This is a genomic window from Brevibacillus brevis (genome assembly GCF_022026395.1).
Taxonomy (GTDB): domain Bacteria; phylum Bacillota; class Bacilli; order Brevibacillales; family Brevibacillaceae; genus Brevibacillus.
Genome location: NZ_CP041767.1, coordinates 5,317,715 through 5,335,268, shown reverse-complemented (window position 1 = coordinate 5,335,268; position 17,554 = coordinate 5,317,715). Strand labels below are relative to the sequence as shown.

General features: G+C 48.3%; 15 protein-coding genes. 14 read left to right on the top strand and 1 reads right to left on the bottom strand.

The features are described from left to right. From FO446_RS25320 to FO446_RS25255, 14 genes are all read left to right on the top strand, one after another. Positions 1-855: an ABC transporter permease gene (locus FO446_RS25320; protein ID WP_221868297.1), complete on the top strand. Its 855-nt coding sequence runs from the start codon at positions 1-3 to the stop codon at positions 853-855. Between the two features lie 37 nt (positions 856-892). After that, complete coding sequence (locus FO446_RS25315; protein WP_173611137.1) at positions 893-1,882, top strand: ABC transporter ATP-binding protein; 990 nt, start codon at positions 893-895, stop codon at positions 1,880-1,882. Beyond that, on the top strand, positions 1,879-2,841 hold the full coding sequence (locus tag FO446_RS25310; protein ID WP_173611211.1) for an ABC transporter ATP-binding protein: 963 nt from the start codon (positions 1,879-1,881) through the stop codon (positions 2,839-2,841). The genes FO446_RS25315 and FO446_RS25310 overlap by 4 nt, the downstream gene beginning before the upstream one ends. 21 nt (positions 2,842-2,862) lie before the next feature. Then, positions 2,863-3,969 (top strand): aminopeptidase, encoded by a 1,107-nt coding sequence (locus tag FO446_RS25305; protein WP_173611138.1) that lies wholly within the window; start codon positions 2,863-2,865, stop codon positions 3,967-3,969. Between the two features lie 17 nt (positions 3,970-3,986). Next, positions 3,987-4,991 (top strand): dipeptidase, encoded by a 1,005-nt coding sequence (locus FO446_RS25300; RefSeq protein ID WP_173611139.1) that lies wholly within the window; start codon positions 3,987-3,989, stop codon positions 4,989-4,991. 20 nt (positions 4,992-5,011) lie between these two features. After that, on the top strand, positions 5,012-6,325 hold the full coding sequence (locus FO446_RS25295) for a helix-turn-helix domain-containing protein (RefSeq protein ID WP_173611140.1): 1,314 nt from the start codon (positions 5,012-5,014) through the stop codon (positions 6,323-6,325). A gap of 154 nt (positions 6,326-6,479) precedes the next feature. After that, a complete protein-coding gene (locus FO446_RS25290; RefSeq protein WP_173611141.1) occupies positions 6,480-8,120 on the top strand; it encodes an ABC transporter substrate-binding protein in 1,641 nt (546 codons plus the stop codon). 8 nt (positions 8,121-8,128) lie between these two features. Then, a complete protein-coding gene (locus FO446_RS25285) occupies positions 8,129-9,628 on the top strand; it encodes a serine hydrolase domain-containing protein (RefSeq protein ID WP_232773994.1) in 1,500 nt (499 codons plus the stop codon). Further along, entirely contained in the window at positions 9,625-10,755 is a 1,131-nt protein-coding gene (locus tag FO446_RS25280; protein ID WP_173611142.1) for a mandelate racemase/muconate lactonizing enzyme family protein, read from the top strand. The genes FO446_RS25285 and FO446_RS25280 overlap by 4 nt, the downstream gene beginning before the upstream one ends. A 12-nt stretch (positions 10,756-10,767) precedes the next feature. Then, complete coding sequence (locus FO446_RS25275) at positions 10,768-11,232, top strand: GNAT family N-acetyltransferase (RefSeq protein ID WP_237899423.1); 465 nt, start codon at positions 10,768-10,770, stop codon at positions 11,230-11,232. Positions 11,233-11,461: 229 nt separating this feature from the next. Continuing rightward, complete coding sequence (locus tag FO446_RS25270) at positions 11,462-11,821, top strand: GIY-YIG nuclease family protein (protein WP_173611144.1); 360 nt, start codon at positions 11,462-11,464, stop codon at positions 11,819-11,821. A 23-nt stretch (positions 11,822-11,844) separates the two neighbouring features. Then, on the top strand, positions 11,845-12,324 hold the full coding sequence (locus tag FO446_RS25265) for a DUF6530 family protein (protein WP_173611145.1): 480 nt from the start codon (positions 11,845-11,847) through the stop codon (positions 12,322-12,324). Between the two features lies 1 nt (position 12,325). Further along, positions 12,326-13,534, top strand: coding sequence for an MFS transporter (locus FO446_RS25260; RefSeq protein WP_237899422.1), 1,209 nt, complete (start codon positions 12,326-12,328; stop codon positions 13,532-13,534). Positions 13,535-13,547: 13 nt separating this feature from the next. Further along, positions 13,548-15,761, top strand: coding sequence for an AAA family ATPase (locus FO446_RS25255; protein WP_237899421.1), 2,214 nt, complete (start codon positions 13,548-13,550; stop codon positions 15,759-15,761). Positions 15,762-15,816: 55 nt separating this feature from the next. On the opposite strand, the gene FO446_RS25250 is transcribed toward FO446_RS25255, so the two are convergent. Further along, the gene (locus FO446_RS25250; RefSeq protein WP_173611148.1) at positions 15,817-17,448 is read right to left on the bottom strand and encodes a peptide ABC transporter substrate-binding protein; all 1,632 of its coding nucleotides are present in this window, start codon (positions 17,446-17,448) and stop codon (positions 15,817-15,819) included. Positions 17,449-17,554 lie beyond the last annotated feature (106 nt).

The following is a 17,554-nucleotide window of genomic DNA, read 5'->3' as shown; positions in this document are numbered from 1 at the left end:
ATGTTCTGGAGCAGACAATGGTCTATGCCTCGTTTGGAATTATGGGAGAAGATCATGCAGCAAAAGAAAGCGAAATACAGCTTCCTGATGATGCTCTGCATTGTTTTGCTGGGAATCATCGGGCCGTGGATTGCTCCGCATGACCCTACGAAAGCGTACTACGAAGCGTTTATGCAAGGCCCGTCGAAAGACTTTTGGCTAGGGACAGATGCGATTGGCCGCGATATTTTATCCCGGATGCTGTACGGAACTAGAGTGACGCTGACCGTAGCTGTGCTGGCGTCTGTCATGACGTTTGTAGCAGGAACGCTGATTGGTGTGACATGTGCTTACCTCGGAGGAATCGTCGACAATCTGATCATGAGAATCATGGATATCATGCTGGCGTTGCCCGGCATTGTACTGGCTCTCGCCATTGTAGCTGTACTCGGACCGAGTCAGGAAAATGCGATGATCGCGATTGGAATATCATCGATTCCGGCCTTTTCGATTCTGATCCGTGGTGCGGCACTCTCGATCAAGCAATCCGGCTATGTGGAAGCAAGCCGCTCCATCGGCAGCTCGAATTGGTGGATCATTACGCGCCAGCTCATTCCGAACATCTCCAATGTGCTGATCGTCTATACGACCATGTTTATAGGCAGTGCGATTTTGGGGACCTCGGCACTGGGCTTTATCGGTTTGGGTGCGCAGCCTCCTACACCGGAGTGGGGAACGATGCTGAATGAAGGGAAAAATTACTTGCGAGAGGCTTGGTGGCTCGCTACTTTTCCCGGTCTTGCGATTACGGCGGTCGTTTTTACGGTGTATCTGCTCGGGGATGCATTGCGCGATATCTTTGATCCCAAAGCATAGTTGACGAGCTTCCGTTCCCGAAAAAGGAGTGAGTAACGTGACAAATATGTTGGAAGTGACAGGATTGACTACCACGTTTTCAAAAAATGAAAAGGTTTTCAAAGTAGTGGACAATCTTTGTTTGCAGGTCAAAAAAGGTGAATCGGTCGGGATCGTCGGAGAATCAGGTTGTGGAAAAAGCGTTGCCTCCCTATCCATGATGCGCTTGCTCAGTAAAAACGGAAGCATTGAAGGCCGTATTCAACTGGACGGAGCCGATCTCTTGCGCTATAGCGAAAAAGAGATGCAGAAGATCAGAGGAAAAGAGATCGCCATGATTTTTCAGGAGCCGATGACTTCATTGAATCCGGTACTGACCATCGGCAAGCAATTGAGCGAAGGGCTGGAAAAGCACGAGGGAATGAACCGAGTCCAATCGAGACAAAGAGTGCTCGAGCTGTTGACGCAGGTAGGCATTTCACGTGCCGATGAAATTTATCACGAGTACCCGCATCGTCTGTCAGGGGGGATGCGGCAGCGTGTGATGATTGCGATGGCGATTGCCTGTCATCCAAAGCTGTTGATAGCGGACGAACCGACGACGGCGCTAGACGTAACGATCCAGGCGCAAATATTGGATGTCATGAAAACAATCCAAAAAGAGTTGGGCATGTCGCTCATCATGATCACGCATGATTTGGGCGTCGTCGCCGAGACATGTGACCGGGTACTGGTGATGTATGCGGGGCAGGTCATTGAAGCGGCTGATGTTCGCACACTGCTGCGTAGCCCCAAGCATCCGTACACCATGGGCTTGATCAAATCAACGCCGCATAATGCCAAAGGTCAGAAGAGATTGCACAGTATCGCGGGAAGTGTGCCGACCCCCGATCGTTATCCGCAGGGATGCCGCTTTGCTCCGCGATGCGAGAAGGTGATGGCTGTCTGTTTAGAAAAAAATCCCCCGTTGCTGGATGTGGATCAACAGTCGGAGTGCCGTTGTTGGCTGTATCGAGAGAACAGGGAAAGTCCGGCGGTGAATGGATGAAGACGCCTCTTTTACAAGTGAAGAACCTGAATAAGAAGTTCCTTGTCCGCAAAGGGTGGTTTCAGCAGCCGAGTTACGTGCATGCCGTCCATGGAGTGAACATAACTGTCAACGCAGGTGAAACGTTGGGGATCGTAGGAGAGTCAGGCTGTGGCAAGTCAACACTGGGCAGATGTATTTTGCGCTTGGTCGAGCCGACAGACGGCGAGATCGTGTTCGAGGGTCAAAATATCCGCGGCTTACAGAAGGCAGACATGCAAAAGCTGCGGCGTGATATGCAAATGGTGTTTCAAAATCCATTTGATACGCTCAATCCAAAGCTGACGATCCAGCACATTTTGTCAGAGCCGTTGATTGCCCATGGTATCCCAAAGCGCGAGCGAGCAGCCATGGTCGAAGAGACGCTAGAGATCGTCGGTTTGAACAATAGTCATTTGTCGCGATACGCACATGAGTTTTCCGGGGGACAAAGGCAAAGAATCGGGATCGCTCGCGCCTTGATGCTCAGGCCAAAGCTCATCATAGCTGACGAGCCTGTGTCTGCTCTCGATGTATCGATCCAATCGCAAATTCTCAATTTGATTCAGGATTTGCAGGAGCAGTTTTCGCTCACGTATCTTTTTATCTCGCATGACTTGAGTGTCGTCGAGCATATCGCCGATCGAGTAGCAGTGATGTACTTGGGAGAAGTGATTGAGCTGGCGAAAAAAGAAGAGCTGTTTCAACGTCCGATGCATCCCTACACACAGTCGCTTCTCTCCGCCATTCCTATCACGGATCCTGACGAGAAAAAAGAGCGGATCATGTTAACAGGAGATCTGCCGTCTCCATCCAATCCACCGAAGGGCTGCAAGTTTCATCCGCGCTGTTGGGCGTGCATGGACGTGTGCAAGACAGAAGCCCCTCTATTAACAGAAGCAGACGGCAGACTGGTTGCGTGTCATCTCTATGAAAAATAAGGGAACAGGAGTGATAGATAGATGTTGGACCCACGCCTTACGAAGCTGGCGAATGTGCTGGTAAATTACTCGACGAATGTGCAGCCGGGAGATAATGTGCTGATCGATGCGATGGAGGTGGACGCTGCTCTGATAAAGGAGCTAATCAAAGCAGTTTCGCGAGCAGGCGGGCATTCTTTTGTGAACCTGCGTGAATCCTCGATTAGTCGTCAGTTATTGCTAGCGGGAACAGAGGAGCATTTCCGTTTAGGGGCAGAGATGGACAAAGAACGAATGGAAAAAATGCAGGCGTGCATCATCATCGAGGGTGGGCTGAACATCAATGAAGTGTCTGATGTCCCTGATGAGCAAATGAAGCTGGCTACATCCTTTTTCAAAGAAGTAAGTATCGTGCGTCTCAAAAAGAAATGGGTCTATCTCCGTTATCCGACGCCTTCCATGGCACAGCTGGCGAATAAGAGTACAGAAGCGTTCGAACAGTTTTACTTCGATGTCTGCACAATGGATTACGCCAAAATGGCAAAAGCCATGCAGCCGCTCAAGGAGCTGATGGAGCGAACTGACCGCGTGAAAATCACGGGACCTGGCACAGAGCTGACCTTCTCCATCAAAGGCATTCCAGCCATTCCGTGTCCGGGGCACTACAACATACCAGACGGTGAAGTATTTACGGCCCCTGTTCGCGATTCGGTGAACGGTGTCCTATCGTTTAACACGCCCTCGCCTTATCAAGGCTTTACCTTTGAAAAAGTACGGCTGGAGTTTGTGGACGGAAAGATCGTTCACGCCACAGCCAATGATACGGAGCGCTTGAACAACATTTTGGATACAGATGAAGGTGCCCGGTACATTGGGGAGTTTGCTTTGGGAGTGCACCCGTTCATTCGGGAGCCCATGCAGGATATTTTATTCGATGAAAAAATCGACGGCAGCTTCCACTTTACCCCGGGACGATGCTATGACGAGGCATCCAATGGCAACAAGTCGAACATCCATTGGGACATGGTCATGATTCAACGCCCGGAGTACGGTGGCGGTGAGATTTGGTTCGATGACCACTTGATTCGCAGAGACGGACGCTTTCTTTTACCGGAGCTTGCACCACTTAACCCGGAAAACCTGAAGTAACTGGAGGAGCATGAGGCATGACACATGGAATCGACGCGCATTTTGACCTTTTGCTGGATGTCGCTATTCAACGCGAGCATGGCAGGCGAAAAGTTATTGAAACGGATTACTTGCCCGATTTCGTGGCGGGCGGGGTGGATACGGTTGTCGCAGCGATTTTTATTGACAACAAATTCCTGCCGGAGATGGGCTTGAGAAAAGCACTGCAACAAATCAGCGCGTTGCACGCAGAGGCAGATGAATCGCCTGATAAAATCATGGTTTGCAAAAGTGTGAGCGATATCGAGACCGCGAAGCGACAGGGGAAAATTGGTTTTGTGCTCTCTCTGGAAGGCGCGGAACCGTTATATAATGATCTGAGTATGCTCCGTGTTTTTTACGAGCTGGGCGTGCGCCTTATGGGTCTCGTGTGGAGCAGGCGGAATTTCGTTGGAGATGGCAGTCATTTTAGTCCGGTACGGGAAGGACGCAAGGGCGGGCTCACCGAGTTCGGCATCCGCGTCGTCGAAGAGGCAGAAGCAATGGGGATCATCATTGATGTCAGCCATCTGAATGACGAAGGGTTCTGGGATCTGATCGAGGTAGCGCGTAAGCCCATCATCGCTTCTCATTCCAATTGCCGGACATTAGCGAGCTCCATGCGCAATCTGACAGATGAGCAAATCAGGGCGATCGCATTCACCAATGGCGTTATTGGCATCAATGGCGTCAATCTGTTCGTAGGGGACACAGACGACCAGGCTGATATTGAGCACATGATCAACCACGTCGATCACATCGTGAAGCTGGTTGGTGTTGAACACGTCGGACTGGGTCTGGACATTATCGAGCCATTTATGAAATACGATTCTCCGGGCGTGTTTATCCAAGCAGGACGCAAAGATTTTGATGTCGTAAAAGGACATACCAAGGTTCTGGAGCTTGTGCGTGCTCTTGCCAAAAGAGGATACAAGGATGAAGCGATTGAGCGTATTTTGGGAAAAAACTTCATCCGCGTGTTCAAGGATGTGTGGAAATCATAGAGAGATGAGGGAGTGGAACATTGACCATTACGATAGCGGTAATCTCTTCGGAAGAATTTTTGCCAAGGATCTTGAAGCATACCCAATCCATCGATTACATTCAACTGACCTCGTATACATACCAGAATCCAAAAGAGAGCGTTGCGTTGCTTGATCAAATCCATGACTGCGACGTGCTGCTTTTTGCTGGCCCACTTCCTTATTTTTTTGCCAAGGAAAAGGTAGAGCAAAAGAAGCTGCCTGCTGTGTACATCCCGATCGATGAATATACCATTTCCCTCTCTTTGTTTCATACCTTGCTGAACGTACCAGGAGGACTGGACCGCATCTCGATAGATTTGCCAAAAGCGGAGTATATTGAGAAGGTCGCTGATGAATTGGGCATTATTTTTACGCCTTGGTATGTAAAAGACTACAGTGAGATTATCGAAGAAGGCGGGACGAAATTTGACGTAGAGGAGATTATTCAGTTCCACAAGGAGCTTTGGGAACAGAAACAGAGTCATTTTGCTTTAACTGGCGTTGATTACGTATATCGTCAATTGCGTGAGATGAACATTCCTTCCGCATCGCTCGTCAGTCCCGATAAAAATATTCGCGATGCCGTCAATCAAGCCATTGCTTATGGTCAATTGAAAATTAGCAAAAACTCGCAAATCGCCGTGGGAATTGCAGCGATCCAGCAAAATGATGGCCCGCCAGTAGAAACACAATGGCAGGATGCGACGATTATTTTGCTGCAAGAGCTGCTGGAGCTAGTCAAAGAGACGGACGCTTCCATTCAAAAATTGGGACTGGATCAATTCATCATCTATGGTACGAGAGGCAGCATCGAGCAAATGATTGAATTCGGGAAGATCATGCAAGTAGTGGGCAATGTCGACCTGCTTGCCAAAGTGACGGTTGCTATCGGGTTTGGTTTTGGCCTAACCGCGAAAGAGGCTGAGGCCAACGCGCGCATTGCGATTTATCATGCCCAGAAAACAAAGGAAAGCAGTGCGTATCTGGTGACGGATGAAAAAGAAGTGATTGGGCCGTTGAACACCGAATCGAAGAGCTTCCAATTAAAAAGCGAGAACAAGGAAGTGCTGGAGATCGCGGAGAAGACTGGCGCAAGTGTCGCTACTATCACGAAAATCATGCAGTATGTCAAGCTTCGCCGCGATAACCGCTTCACCGCTTCCGATTTAGCCGAGTACCTCCAGATCAGTCGCCGCAGCTCAGAAAGAACCTTGAAAAAGCTGATCGAGCATCAGGTCGTAGAGATCGTCGGAGAAGAACAGCCGTATCAGCAAGGACGCCCGCGGGCTGTGTATCGCCTTAATCATCCATGATTCTCCTCATGTAACATCAACCTGTCCCGGATTTCCGTTTGCGAAGGCAATCCGGGCCCCCCCTCATGTAAGAAGCAATCCGACCTAATTAGCGACTATATACCGACGTAAGTAGGCTTCGAATGGAAAAGACTCGAAAAATGGAGGTCGCGACATGCTATCAGAACAGTTAAAGAGCCAAATTCGCATCGTTTTACTCATGGGAGTACTCGTCTTTTCCATCGTTGGCTGTAGCTCTGCTCCCACTCCGGCTACAGATGAGAAGCAAGCAAATCAACCAGCAAAAGTCTCCCAGCCCAAAAAGGGTGGGACGATCACCATGGGCTACCAGATGGAGCCAGATACGCTGGACCCACAAAAGACGTCGTTGCCAGCGGGAAATTTTGTTGGGGGCATGTTGGGGGGAGCTTTGCTGATCCTCGATCCTTTTACGCTGGAGTTGAAGCCGCATCTGGCTGAATCGTATACAATCTCGGACGACGGCAAGACCGTGACGTTCAAGTTGCGTCCTGGCGTGAAGTTCCATGATGGAACACCGCTCACTGCGGAAGTTTTTAAGCAAAGCTATGAACGTGCTCTCGATCCGAAAACAGCCTCGCCGGTTACGGGACCGGATGTATCTTCGATCAAATCTATTTCAGCTCCTGATGACTCCACATTGATCTTTCATTTAGATAAGCCCTCTGCTTCATTACTTTCTAACTTGTCATATGGCGGCTACCAGCAACCCATTTCCATAGAGGCACGGAATAAATACGGAAATGAGCTGGGGCGCAATCCTGTCGGGGTAGGTCCGTGGAAATTCGAGAGCTGGAAAACAGGCGAATCAATCACACTGGTACGAAACGACGAGTATAAGTGGGCAGCTCCTTTTGCTCTGAATCAAGGACCTGTGAGACCCGACAAGTTCGTTCTGAAATTTATTCAAGACGACCAGACCATGATGGCTGCTCTCGACAGTGGGACGATTGATATTGCCACTGTACCCCCGAAAAATGCGAAGAAATACAAGGATCACAAAGATTTTACGGTGTTGGAAGGAATGCAGCCTACAGAGTACTTTATTGGGATGAATTTGGAAAATAAAGCGTTGCAAGATGTCCGCGTGAGAAAGGCACTGAACCTGGCGATCAACAAAGACGCATTGATCATAGCGGATTTGCAAGGAGAGGGGGTGCCTGTCTACGGACCGATCCCGCCAACGATGATCGGATACGATGCGGCAGTAGAGCAGTACGGCTACAAGTACAATGCTGATCAAGCCAGACAACTGCTGGAAGAGGCAGGATGGAAGCCAAACGCGCAAGGGATAAGGGAAAAGAATGGGGAAACGCTCAGCCTGACGATGCTCATCGAAGATTCAAATCCTGGGCATCAGCTGGTGCAAAGCATGTTCAAAGACATTGGCGTCGAATTGCATATCCAAAAGTATGAATCTGCGACAGCTCTTGAACAGGCACTGAAGGGCGAGTTCGATTTGTTCTCAACGAGTCATGGCAGCGTCGATCCAGATATTTTGCACTTGCTACTGCATTCGAGTCAGATCGGGGGCTTAAATTTCTTTCGCCTCAGTGATCAACAGCTCGATAGCCTGCTAAATAAAGGACGAACGACAACAGATCAAGTACTGCGACAGCAGGTTTTTGCGGACATTCAAAAAAGAATCGTGGAACAGGCCTATTGGATTCCGCTCTATTCTGCAAAAACATTCGTGGTCGTCAGTAACCGGATTCAAGGCGTCAAGCCAAATCCATTAGCATCTTTGATTATTCAGGACATGTGGGTGAACGAGTAGGGCATGGCATGACAAGACAACATTCGAAAGAGGTGGAAGAAATGAGACAGCCAGGCTGGTTAGCAGAGTGGGGAGAACTGGTTGAAAAAGAAATGAAGGAAGGCAGAGTTCCGGGCTTCGTCATGGGTGTGAATTTGAATGGACAGAGCCTGTTTCGCAAGAGCTTTGGCTATCGTGATCGTGAAAAGGAACTCGAAATCACTCCTGATACCGTGATGGGTTTGGCCTCCGTTACGAAGTCCTTTACATGCATGGCGATCATGCAGCTACAGGAAGCGAAGAAGCTCTCTGTTCATGATCCGGTGATCAAATACCTACCCGAATTTCGTACCCCGGATCGTCAAAAAACGGAGCAGATGACGATCCACCATTTTATGACGCACACGACGGGCATACCGCCTCTGCCGATTGATAATCTGGCAATTCGCAACTCCATGCTCGATGACATGCCTGACGAGGATAACCCGATTCACCGGTACTTGAAAAAGGAGTACCAGAAACCGATCTACACATTCGAAGAGCTAATGGAAGCTCTTGCCCTGGCGGAATATGAGCTGGTGGGCTCTCCAGGGGAATTGTTCAGCTATTCGAATGATTGCTACTCTCTCTTGGGAGCGGTCATAGCCAGAGTGAGTGGGAAGTCGTATGACGAGTATGTCAAAGAGCATATTTTGGAACCAGCAGCCATGAAGAGCAGCACCTTTCTTCTGAGCGATCTGCCACACCTGCCGGATGTAACGACCATCTATCATTTCAAAGAGAGCAATGGCGTATCCGAGATTTACCCTGATCCCAATTGGGAGGATGGGCTACTCGTAGCGGCATCGGGGCATTTGAATTCAACCGTGCATGACATGTTGAACTACGCTGAAATTTTTCGTACAGGCGGATGTGTGGGCAAGGAACGGATTTTATCGGAGGAGAGCGTCAAACAAATGATTTACCCGCATGTCCAGAACAGCTACAGCAGGTACTACGGGTATGGCTTATCCATTCAACCCGACTACTATGGGGGTACCTTGATCAAGCACGGTGGAGCAATCAAAGGTGTCGCCGCCCATCTAGCGATTGTTCCGGAGCGGGGTATTACATCCATGGCTTTGGCCAATTTGGTCGGAAGCCCCGTCGAAAAAGCCACTCTGACTGCACTGCATGCCTTAGAAGGGCGTCCATTGAATACGCCGCAGTACCAATTCGAGACATACAGCGTCCCTCTTGCCCAGTTAGGAGAGTATGTCGGTCGATACGTCAGTGGGGAAGGAATGGATATCATCGTATATGTGGTAGAGGGTGTCCTGATGATGATAGATAAGACATCGGATGCGTTTGGTGGAAAACAACTGAACTATCCATTGCGACCAATTGGAGAGCATCAATTTATTACCGATAGAGAGGGAAGCGAGCTGACAGTTGGCTTTGTAAAAGGCGAAGACGGCTCTGTAAAAGCCATGTCCCTTTATTATCGAATTATTCCACGAGTAGCAGCTACGGAGGGTAGTCGAATATGAAAATAACATCTGTAAGCGTTCATGCCATCAGGTTGCCGCTAAAACGCCCATTTATTATCGCGTACGCCTCATATGAGGATATGCCGTCCATTATTGTAAAAGTGGAGACAGACAATGGTTTGGTCGGATTAGGCGAGGCGGTACCGGATCAAAATGTCACCGGAGAGACGTGGGAGTCTACCTATACGATGCTCGTTCAAAACCTGGCGACTGTTGTGATCGGTGAGAATCCATTTGATATCGAGAGAATCCACGAGAAGATGAACCAGGCTGTTTGGGGAGCCCCAGCAGCAAAAGCCGCCATCGATATCGCTTGCTACGATCTGATGGGCAAGGCTGCTGGTCAACCTGTTTATCATTTCTTGGGCGGAAAATATCACACGACTCTTTCCTTCCCCTATGTGTTAAGCATATTAGAGCCAGAGGTCATGGCAGCTGAAGCTAGGCAAGCAGTGGCAGATGGGTATGACACGATCAAAATAAAGGTGGGAGCTGATCTTCGGACAGATATCCAGCGAATCCGGGCTGTTCGGCAGGCGGTTGGCCCTGATGTAGGACTGCGGGTGGATGCCAACCAAGGTTGGGAGAACCGTGCGAACACCTTGCTTGTTATGAAACAGATTGAGGATTGTCACATTGATTGGATGGAGCAGCCTGTCTTGGCAGATGATCTCGATGCGCTGGCGGATATTCGCAGGCAAACGACCATTCCCATTATGGTAGACGAGGGATTGCACGGGACGAAGGAAATGCGGGAAGTCATCGCGAAGAAAGCTGCAGATAAAGTAAACATCAAACTGATGAAAAGTGGAGGGATTTATCCTGCTCTCAAATTGGTGAATCAGGCGGAAATGGCCGGGATGGAGTGTCAAATCGGTTCGATGCTGGAGTCCTCGATTGGCAGTGCAGCTGGTGCACATTTGTCACTGGCGAAAAAAAACATCATTTCCAACGAGTTGGCAGGACCTACGATCATTTCGCGGGATGTAGCTCAGCTTGCGATTCATGGAAGTCAAATAGTCGTGACAGATCAGCCGGGCTTAGGATTAGTGCTAGACGAAGCGGTGCTTGCCGGTATAACGGATAAGTCAGAGCAGGTCATCGGAGCGAAGCGGCAACCCGTATAGGGAGAGGACTGAATGCAAAATACGCGCATAGAAATTGTCGAGGCATTGACAGAGAGCCAGCTTCAGATGATCAAGGCAATGGAGCAGGAGGCCTTTGGCCCATATGGAGCGATTGATGAATGGGTGCTCGTACCACTGGCGAGACATGGCTGCGTTGCACTTTTCATGGAAGCAGAGGAGGCACGTCCTGTTGGGGTGTGCCAGCTCTTGAGGGATTTTCGTCAGCCGGACAAGTGCTACATGTATGGGTATTACATCCGAGCAGATCGGAAAGGAATGGGTTATGGGTTCTCTTTCTTGAACCGATTGCTGGAGAAATTGCGTGAGGATGGGTTTCGTCAGATTTGCCTGACGGTAAGCCCAGATAATACTGGAGCAGTCGGACTCTATCAAAAAGCAGGCTTTGCGGTTATCGAGACACGGATAGCGGAATATGGAAGTGGAAACGATCGCTATTATATGGTGAAAACGCTATAGAAGGGGAGTCGCTACAAACATAAGCGTAGACATTTTTCTCTTTTGTTTGTTGGAGATTTATTGGCCCTGTACTCGTTGTAACCCAACAGAAATTAGGCACCGGACATGTTCCGGTGTTTTTTTGTGTGCTTGACAATTACAAAACAATGATTCATTATGTTTATTAAATAATAAACAAAAACGGATTTTGTCTATTTAATATCAGTTATTGAAAAGTGAGGGGAACACAATGAATCGCGAAGAACTGAAACAACAGTATAAAGAGTCGGAAACGCAGGCAGGGGTGTATCAGATCAAAAACACCCAAAACCAAAAAGTATGGATCAGCGCCACCCGCAACCTCAAGACGATGAACGGAAAGCTGTTCACTCTCAAAATGGGTTCGCACATAAACAAACAGCTTCAACAGGAATGGAATGAATACGGAGAAGAGGCATTCGTCTTTGAAGTGTTGGAGGTTTTGAAAAAGAAGGAAGACGGATTCTTTGATGAAAAGGATGCCCTGAAGAAACTGGAACAAAAATGGCTCGACCAGCTCCAGCCATACGGAGAGCGCGGATACCACCAGGAAAAAAAGAAAGAACAGTAATCAAATGAAAAGAGGGAAAGAAAATGAAAATACCTACTACCTTGAACCATAAGCCTGTTGTGGTGTCGGATAACTATGAGCGCGTTGATGGCAGATTAGCCAGGAATACAGATGCGAAAGCACTTTCTCTGGGAGTGGCAGAGGGCAACTCCAGAAGGAAGGTCGATCTATTGGCCAAAGTATGGAGACACACGGGAGAAGAATGGTCAAAACAATCGGAGGAACTGCCTCTCCATCGCGTTCTGGACATGTCCATATTGATTTGTCGGTCTTTGGCCCATTTTCGCGACGCATACAGATATGAGCATTATTATGATCCGCAGGAGCCCGTCATTGACCGGGTTGCCCTGCAAGGGGATGCAATGAACGTAGCGATATGTACGGACAATGAGAGTCTTCATGAAGACATTAAGCTGTTCAGCCAAGCGCTGAGCAACGACGGTGAGATGATCGGCGAACGTCTGCGCACATTATCAAGACTATTAAAGGATATGGGGTATTGAAATGTTTTCCAATGTTTATGTTCGAACGATTGTCCTCTCCCGCGTGCTGCTGCATTTGGGGATTTGGATCCGGAATTATGCCGTTCTTCTTTTCGTTAGCGAAATGACGAATAATAATCCGGTTTATGTATCACTGATTTCGGTCGCGGAATTCGCACCCATTTTTTTATTCGGCCTGATTGGCGGAACTTTTGCTGACCGATGGCGACCGAAGCGGACAATGGTTTTGAGCGATCTGCTGTCTGCCGTGTCCGTCGGGGCTGTGCTGCTTGCACTTATGAATGGGGGATGGATGGCACTGCTCATCGGAACCTTTATTTCCGCCAGCTTGTCTCAGTTTTCTCAGCCCTCGGCCATGAAACTGTACAAGCGTCATGTGCCAGCTGAACAACTGCAGGGCGCGATGGCCATGTCCCAAACGCTTGTTGCTGTCTTTACGGTTTTAGGTCCGGTCATCGGCACGTTTATTTTCATCCAGTTTGGAATTACAGTCTCTCTGATTTTGACAGCCGTTTTGTTCCTGGGTTCTTCCCTGATATTAGCGACGCTTCCACGTGACGCGGAGGAACCGAAGTCTGAGGATGCTGGCGGCTTCATCAAGGAATTGAAGGCCGGACTGCGCTACATCGGGTCCAATCAATCCTTGCGAATTCTCTGTTTGACTTTCTTCGTTGTCGGATTGGCGTCAGGTCTGACACAGCCGCTTCAAATCTTCCTTGTCATCGAGAATTTGGGACAGGACAAACAATTTTTGCAGTGGTTGGTTATGACCAACGGGTTAGCCATGTTGGCAGGAGGAGCAATCATTATCGGGATAGCCAAAAAGGTAAGGCCACAGATGCTGCTCATGGTAGGCTTGCTTGTCTCTGCGGTTTGCACGATGGTAGTAGGGGCTACCACAACGATTTGGTTGATGATTGTTCTATTAGTGATCAGTGGTTTCTTTTTCCCTTGTATTCAAAGCGGAATCCAGACGCTGATTGTACGGAACACAGAAGGGGCATTTATGGGCCGGGTATCTGGTGCGATCACCCCTGTTTTTATGGGGATGATGGTGATTGGCATGTTTATCTCCGGCTATTTAAAGGAGACGTTCTCGCTGGTTGCGGTATATGTGGTGAGCGGGGTTTTGATTATGATCGGTGCTGCTTTGCTGTTGCCTCTTCTTGTTGAGAAAGGGAGCAAAGATGTGAAGGACTCCGTACTATGAGGGGAGGAGCAATATGATGACCGAAAATGAAAACGATCATTTGTCACCCGAAAGACAGCTGACAGATGCAGAAAAAAAGCTCGTTTGGAAAAAGCCAATCACGCATAGGGTCAGTGAAGAAGAACGGCGCATTAGTAAAGAAATCAAACGCAACTGGAATCGCGGGGAAATGAAGATCGCCAATATATTGTTAGAAGGTGACGCCGGTTCTGGGAAAACACAACTAGCCAAAGCATTATCGGCTAATTTCGGGCTGCCGTATACGAAAGTGACTTGTTTTGCTGATATGGATAAATCGGATATTATTGGCGCTATATTGCCTGTCATTTCTTCTGAACGTCTCGAGAAAATGGAGCCTGCCGAGCAAGCGGTATGGAAAGCTTTATATGAAAGCGATGGGCTCCAAAGCATATCTGAAATTTTAATGGATGCACTGGGGATTACACAGGAACGGGCTGCCTTAAAGATGAAGCAATTACTGAAGCGTGCAGCAGCGGAAAACACCGATGGTGAAGCGATTGAGTACCGATTTTACCCTTCGGAGATCGTCAGAGCCTATCAAAAGGGTTACCTGCTGGAAATCCAGGAACCAAACGTTATTCGCGATGCTGCGGTGTTAATGGCATTAAACTCTGCCTTGGAGCTGGATGGCAGCATCAATCTTCCTACTGAGATCATACGCAGGCACCCAGACTTCATCGCGGTTATCACAACAAACCGCAGTTATGCGGGAACCAGACCGTTAAACGAAGCGCTGCGCGACAGGGTTCAGCATACGGAAAAGATGGACCTGCCGACTAAAGAAATCATGATCGAACGTGTAATGGCCAAAACCGGTTTTCAAGATGGCAAGATGTTGGGTATTTTAGCGGATGTGATTATGGTTTTAGACAGAACAGCGCGGGCCAATGCGATCAAGGGCGTGGCTGGAATGCGTTCCTTTTTCTACTGGGCAGATGCAATTGCCGCAGGAGCCTCCGCCAAAGAATCTCTTTATCATAAGGTCATCTACAAGATCACAACCGATTCGGAAGAAATAAAACTTCTGGAAGAAGCACTAAAAAATCATGGTTTGCTTGCCAGCCTGGAAGAAGCCGAGACTGAACTAAAAAAAAAACGAAAATTTGACGACGCCGTAGAGATCAGGACATGGGGAGATATAGACGATACGGATTTTGACAAGGACAACCATCGAGAGGAAAAAGGAATCGCCTTGAAAAAATCTGCCGATAGCAGCTCTTCCCGTGTCTCTGATGACTCTACCCATATGGAACGTTCAGGTTTGGGTGAAGATGGCGATCCCAACTATCATCAGGCAAATCCTGAATCCATGTCAGAGGAAGCGAAGCAAAAGGAACGAGATTTCCGTAAAAAGCTGAATCGAGATGCAAGAGAGGTCATTTCCGATTCGATTCATAAAAAAGTGAAGCTCATTGTTCACCGTCCAGACTACGATGAGGAAAACCAACAGGAATATGTTTGTCTTTGTCAGGGACTCATGCCGATTGTGCAAGAGATTGCGAGAAAGACACTTCCGTATCTGGAACATGAGATATCATCCGACTTTGCGAGAAATCGTTACTATGGCAGCAAATTTCAGGCAGACAGCGTTGCTTACAGGGATTACAAGTATTTTGCCAAGAAACGTCCTCCAACGGAATCCCCTTCTCTTGTGGTTGGTCTTAGGGTTGATGAATCCGCATCTATGTCAGCTTACGGGAGATTAGAAGCAGCAAAACGAGCAGTGATCGCGGTATATGAATATTGTCAGCTTTGTCATATCCCCATTTTGATCTACGGCGATACAGCGGATGTTTCCCGATTGGAGCAAATGTCGATCTTTGCCTATGCCGACTTTAATAAAGCGGATGCCAATGATCGCTTCAGATTAATGAGAATTCATGCCAGAAGCAATAATCGCGATGGCATGGCTCTTCGAATAATGGCGGAACGGTTAGCCGCTTCACCCCAAAAGACAAAACTGTTGATTAGCATAAGTGACGGCCAACCGAAAGCAATGGATGACTACACCGGAAGTTACGCTGTTACAGATATGAAACAGACCATCCAGGAATATGAACGAAAAGGAGTCACATTTCTTGCAGCCGCAATCGGTCAAGACAAGGATGTGATTAGTGAAATCTATGGGAATGAAAGATTTTTGGATATTACCAATTTACATGAGTTCCCTGCAAAATTAGTTCGGATAATCGCTCGGTATTTATGATGGAAGCGGGCATCTCTCTCTATCTGTTTCGCAAAGAGAGGATGCCCGCGCTCTGTTATTTTTCAATATACGCGTATTTAAAGTAGGAACCGCCGAGAGGGAAGATCACAAAGTCCTTCACCTTGTCGTTTTTTACATAAGCATTGCCGCGGAAGTGCAGCGGTGCTAGTGGCATTTCTTCCATGAGAATTTTTTCGGCGTCAAACATCAACTGCTTGCGCTTTTGCTCGTCGGTCTCATAGTAGCTCTTATTGAGTAGATCGCGGTATTCCTTGTTGTCGAAGCGAACGACGTTGTTGCCACCCAAGTCCTTGTACATTTCGAGGAAATTGATCGGGTCGTTGAAATCGGCCCCCCATAGCCAGATGCCGAAGTCGTATTTGCCATTTTGGACATCCTCGTTAAACACTTTCCATTCCGAGGTGCGAATGTCAATGTCGACTCCCAATGTTTTCTTCCACTCGTCCTGGAGTGCTTGAGCCAATTTCTTGTCCGTTTCTCCAGTGTCGTAGTAATACGTGACCTTAGGGAATTGAGTCAGCCCGAGCTCTTTCATGCCTTCTGCCAAAAGCTGCTTCGCCTTCGTTACATCCTCTTTAAAGTAGCCGTCCGGGTTCAACCCCATGGAAACGGGAACCCAGCCATACGCGGGTGGGACGCCGGTCTGCAGGATGTTATCCACCAATTGCTGTCGGTCGATCGAATACGAAAACGCCTGACGAATTTTTTTGTTGGTAAAAGGGGGCTTTTCTGTATTGAAAATGACAGCTTTGGTGCCGGGATTATCTGCGACGAGCAGCTTGCCCTCTTCCTTGATCTGACCGACTGCATCCGGAGACAAGCCAAAGGAAGGGTAGCCTCCCCAATCCAGGTCACCATTTTCAAACATGGACAGGGCGGTGTTGTTATCCTCGATGATGACAATATGGATCTGGTCCAGCTTGACGTTGGCGCTGTCCCAATAAGTAGGGCTTTTGCTGAAAGAGAGCTTGGATTTGTGCTCCCACGTATCCATGATAAACGGTCCATTGCCGACAATTGTTTTCGCTTCTGTTGCCCACTGGGGATTGCTCTCGATGGTTTTTTTATGAAGCGGATAGTAGGTAGTGAATGAGGTCAATTCGCGGAAAAACGGTGTTGGTGAGCGCAAGGTGAAATCGAGTGTGTAGTCGTCCTTTGCCTTTACCCCGACGTCTTCTGGTTTGCCTTTTCCAGAGTAAAAATCCTCGCCTCCTTTGATATAGAAGAGCTGATACGCGTAGCCGGAAGCAGTTTTGGGGTCGAGATTGCGCTTGATGGCGTACTCAAAATCGTGAGCGGTAACAGGGTCGCCATTGCTCCATTTGGCGTCCTTTCGAATGATAAAAGTAAAATGAGTGAAGTCAGGAGTATGCGTGTAGCTCTCCGCGATGGCGTTGATCATCTGGCCTTGACGGTCGACGGTGGTCAGTCCTTCGAAGGTGAGATTGATCATGTCCATTGAGGTCGAATCTGTTGCAATGCCGGCATCCATCGTAGACGGCTCCCCGGTGATGCTCCATTGCAAGACCATTGGCTCTGATGTAGTAGGCTTTGCTGTCGCTTCCGTTGGAGGGGATGGGAGGTTGTCGGCGGGCTTCGAGCTACAGCCGACCGAGAGACTAAACAACAAAACAGCAGTAGAAATGCCTAGTAGCCACTTGTTCATACTGTCCTCCTGTTAAATTATTAGAAAAATGAGAAAATTTATAGTTCCTCAAAAGAATAATGCACAGCAATCAGACAGTCATTCAACATCATGTATAAATATTCAT

What these genes read in the sequence shown, in the direction of transcription:
- FO446_RS25260 (WP_237899422.1), top strand. Translation starts at nt 12,326, where the DNA reads ATGTTTTCCAATGTTTATGTTCGAACGATTGTCCTCTCCCGCGTGCTG.
- FO446_RS25305 (WP_173611138.1), top strand. Translation starts at nt 2,863, where the DNA reads ATGTTGGACCCACGCCTTACGAAGCTGGCGAATGTGCTGGTAAATTAC.
- FO446_RS25270 (WP_173611144.1), top strand. Translation starts at nt 11,462, where the DNA reads ATGAATCGCGAAGAACTGAAACAACAGTATAAAGAGTCGGAAACGCAG.
- FO446_RS25320 (WP_221868297.1), top strand. Translation starts at nt 1, where the DNA reads ATGTTCTGGAGCAGACAATGGTCTATGCCTCGTTTGGAATTATGGGAG.
- FO446_RS25265 (WP_173611145.1), top strand. Translation starts at nt 11,845, where the DNA reads ATGAAAATACCTACTACCTTGAACCATAAGCCTGTTGTGGTGTCGGAT.
- FO446_RS25310 (WP_173611211.1), top strand. Translation starts at nt 1,879, where the DNA reads ATGAAGACGCCTCTTTTACAAGTGAAGAACCTGAATAAGAAGTTCCTT.
- FO446_RS25290 (WP_173611141.1), top strand. Translation starts at nt 6,480, where the DNA reads ATGCTATCAGAACAGTTAAAGAGCCAAATTCGCATCGTTTTACTCATG.
- FO446_RS25250 (WP_173611148.1), bottom strand. Translation starts at nt 17,448, where the DNA reads ATGAACAAGTGGCTACTAGGCATTTCTACTGCTGTTTTGTTGTTTAGT.
- FO446_RS25300 (WP_173611139.1), top strand. Translation starts at nt 3,987, where the DNA reads ATGACACATGGAATCGACGCGCATTTTGACCTTTTGCTGGATGTCGCT.
- FO446_RS25285 (WP_232773994.1), top strand. Translation starts at nt 8,129, where the DNA reads ATGACAAGACAACATTCGAAAGAGGTGGAAGAAATGAGACAGCCAGGC.
- FO446_RS25280 (WP_173611142.1), top strand. Translation starts at nt 9,625, where the DNA reads ATGAAAATAACATCTGTAAGCGTTCATGCCATCAGGTTGCCGCTAAAA.
- FO446_RS25255 (WP_237899421.1), top strand. Translation starts at nt 13,548, where the DNA reads ATGATGACCGAAAATGAAAACGATCATTTGTCACCCGAAAGACAGCTG.
- FO446_RS25275 (WP_237899423.1), top strand. Translation starts at nt 10,768, where the DNA reads ATGCAAAATACGCGCATAGAAATTGTCGAGGCATTGACAGAGAGCCAG.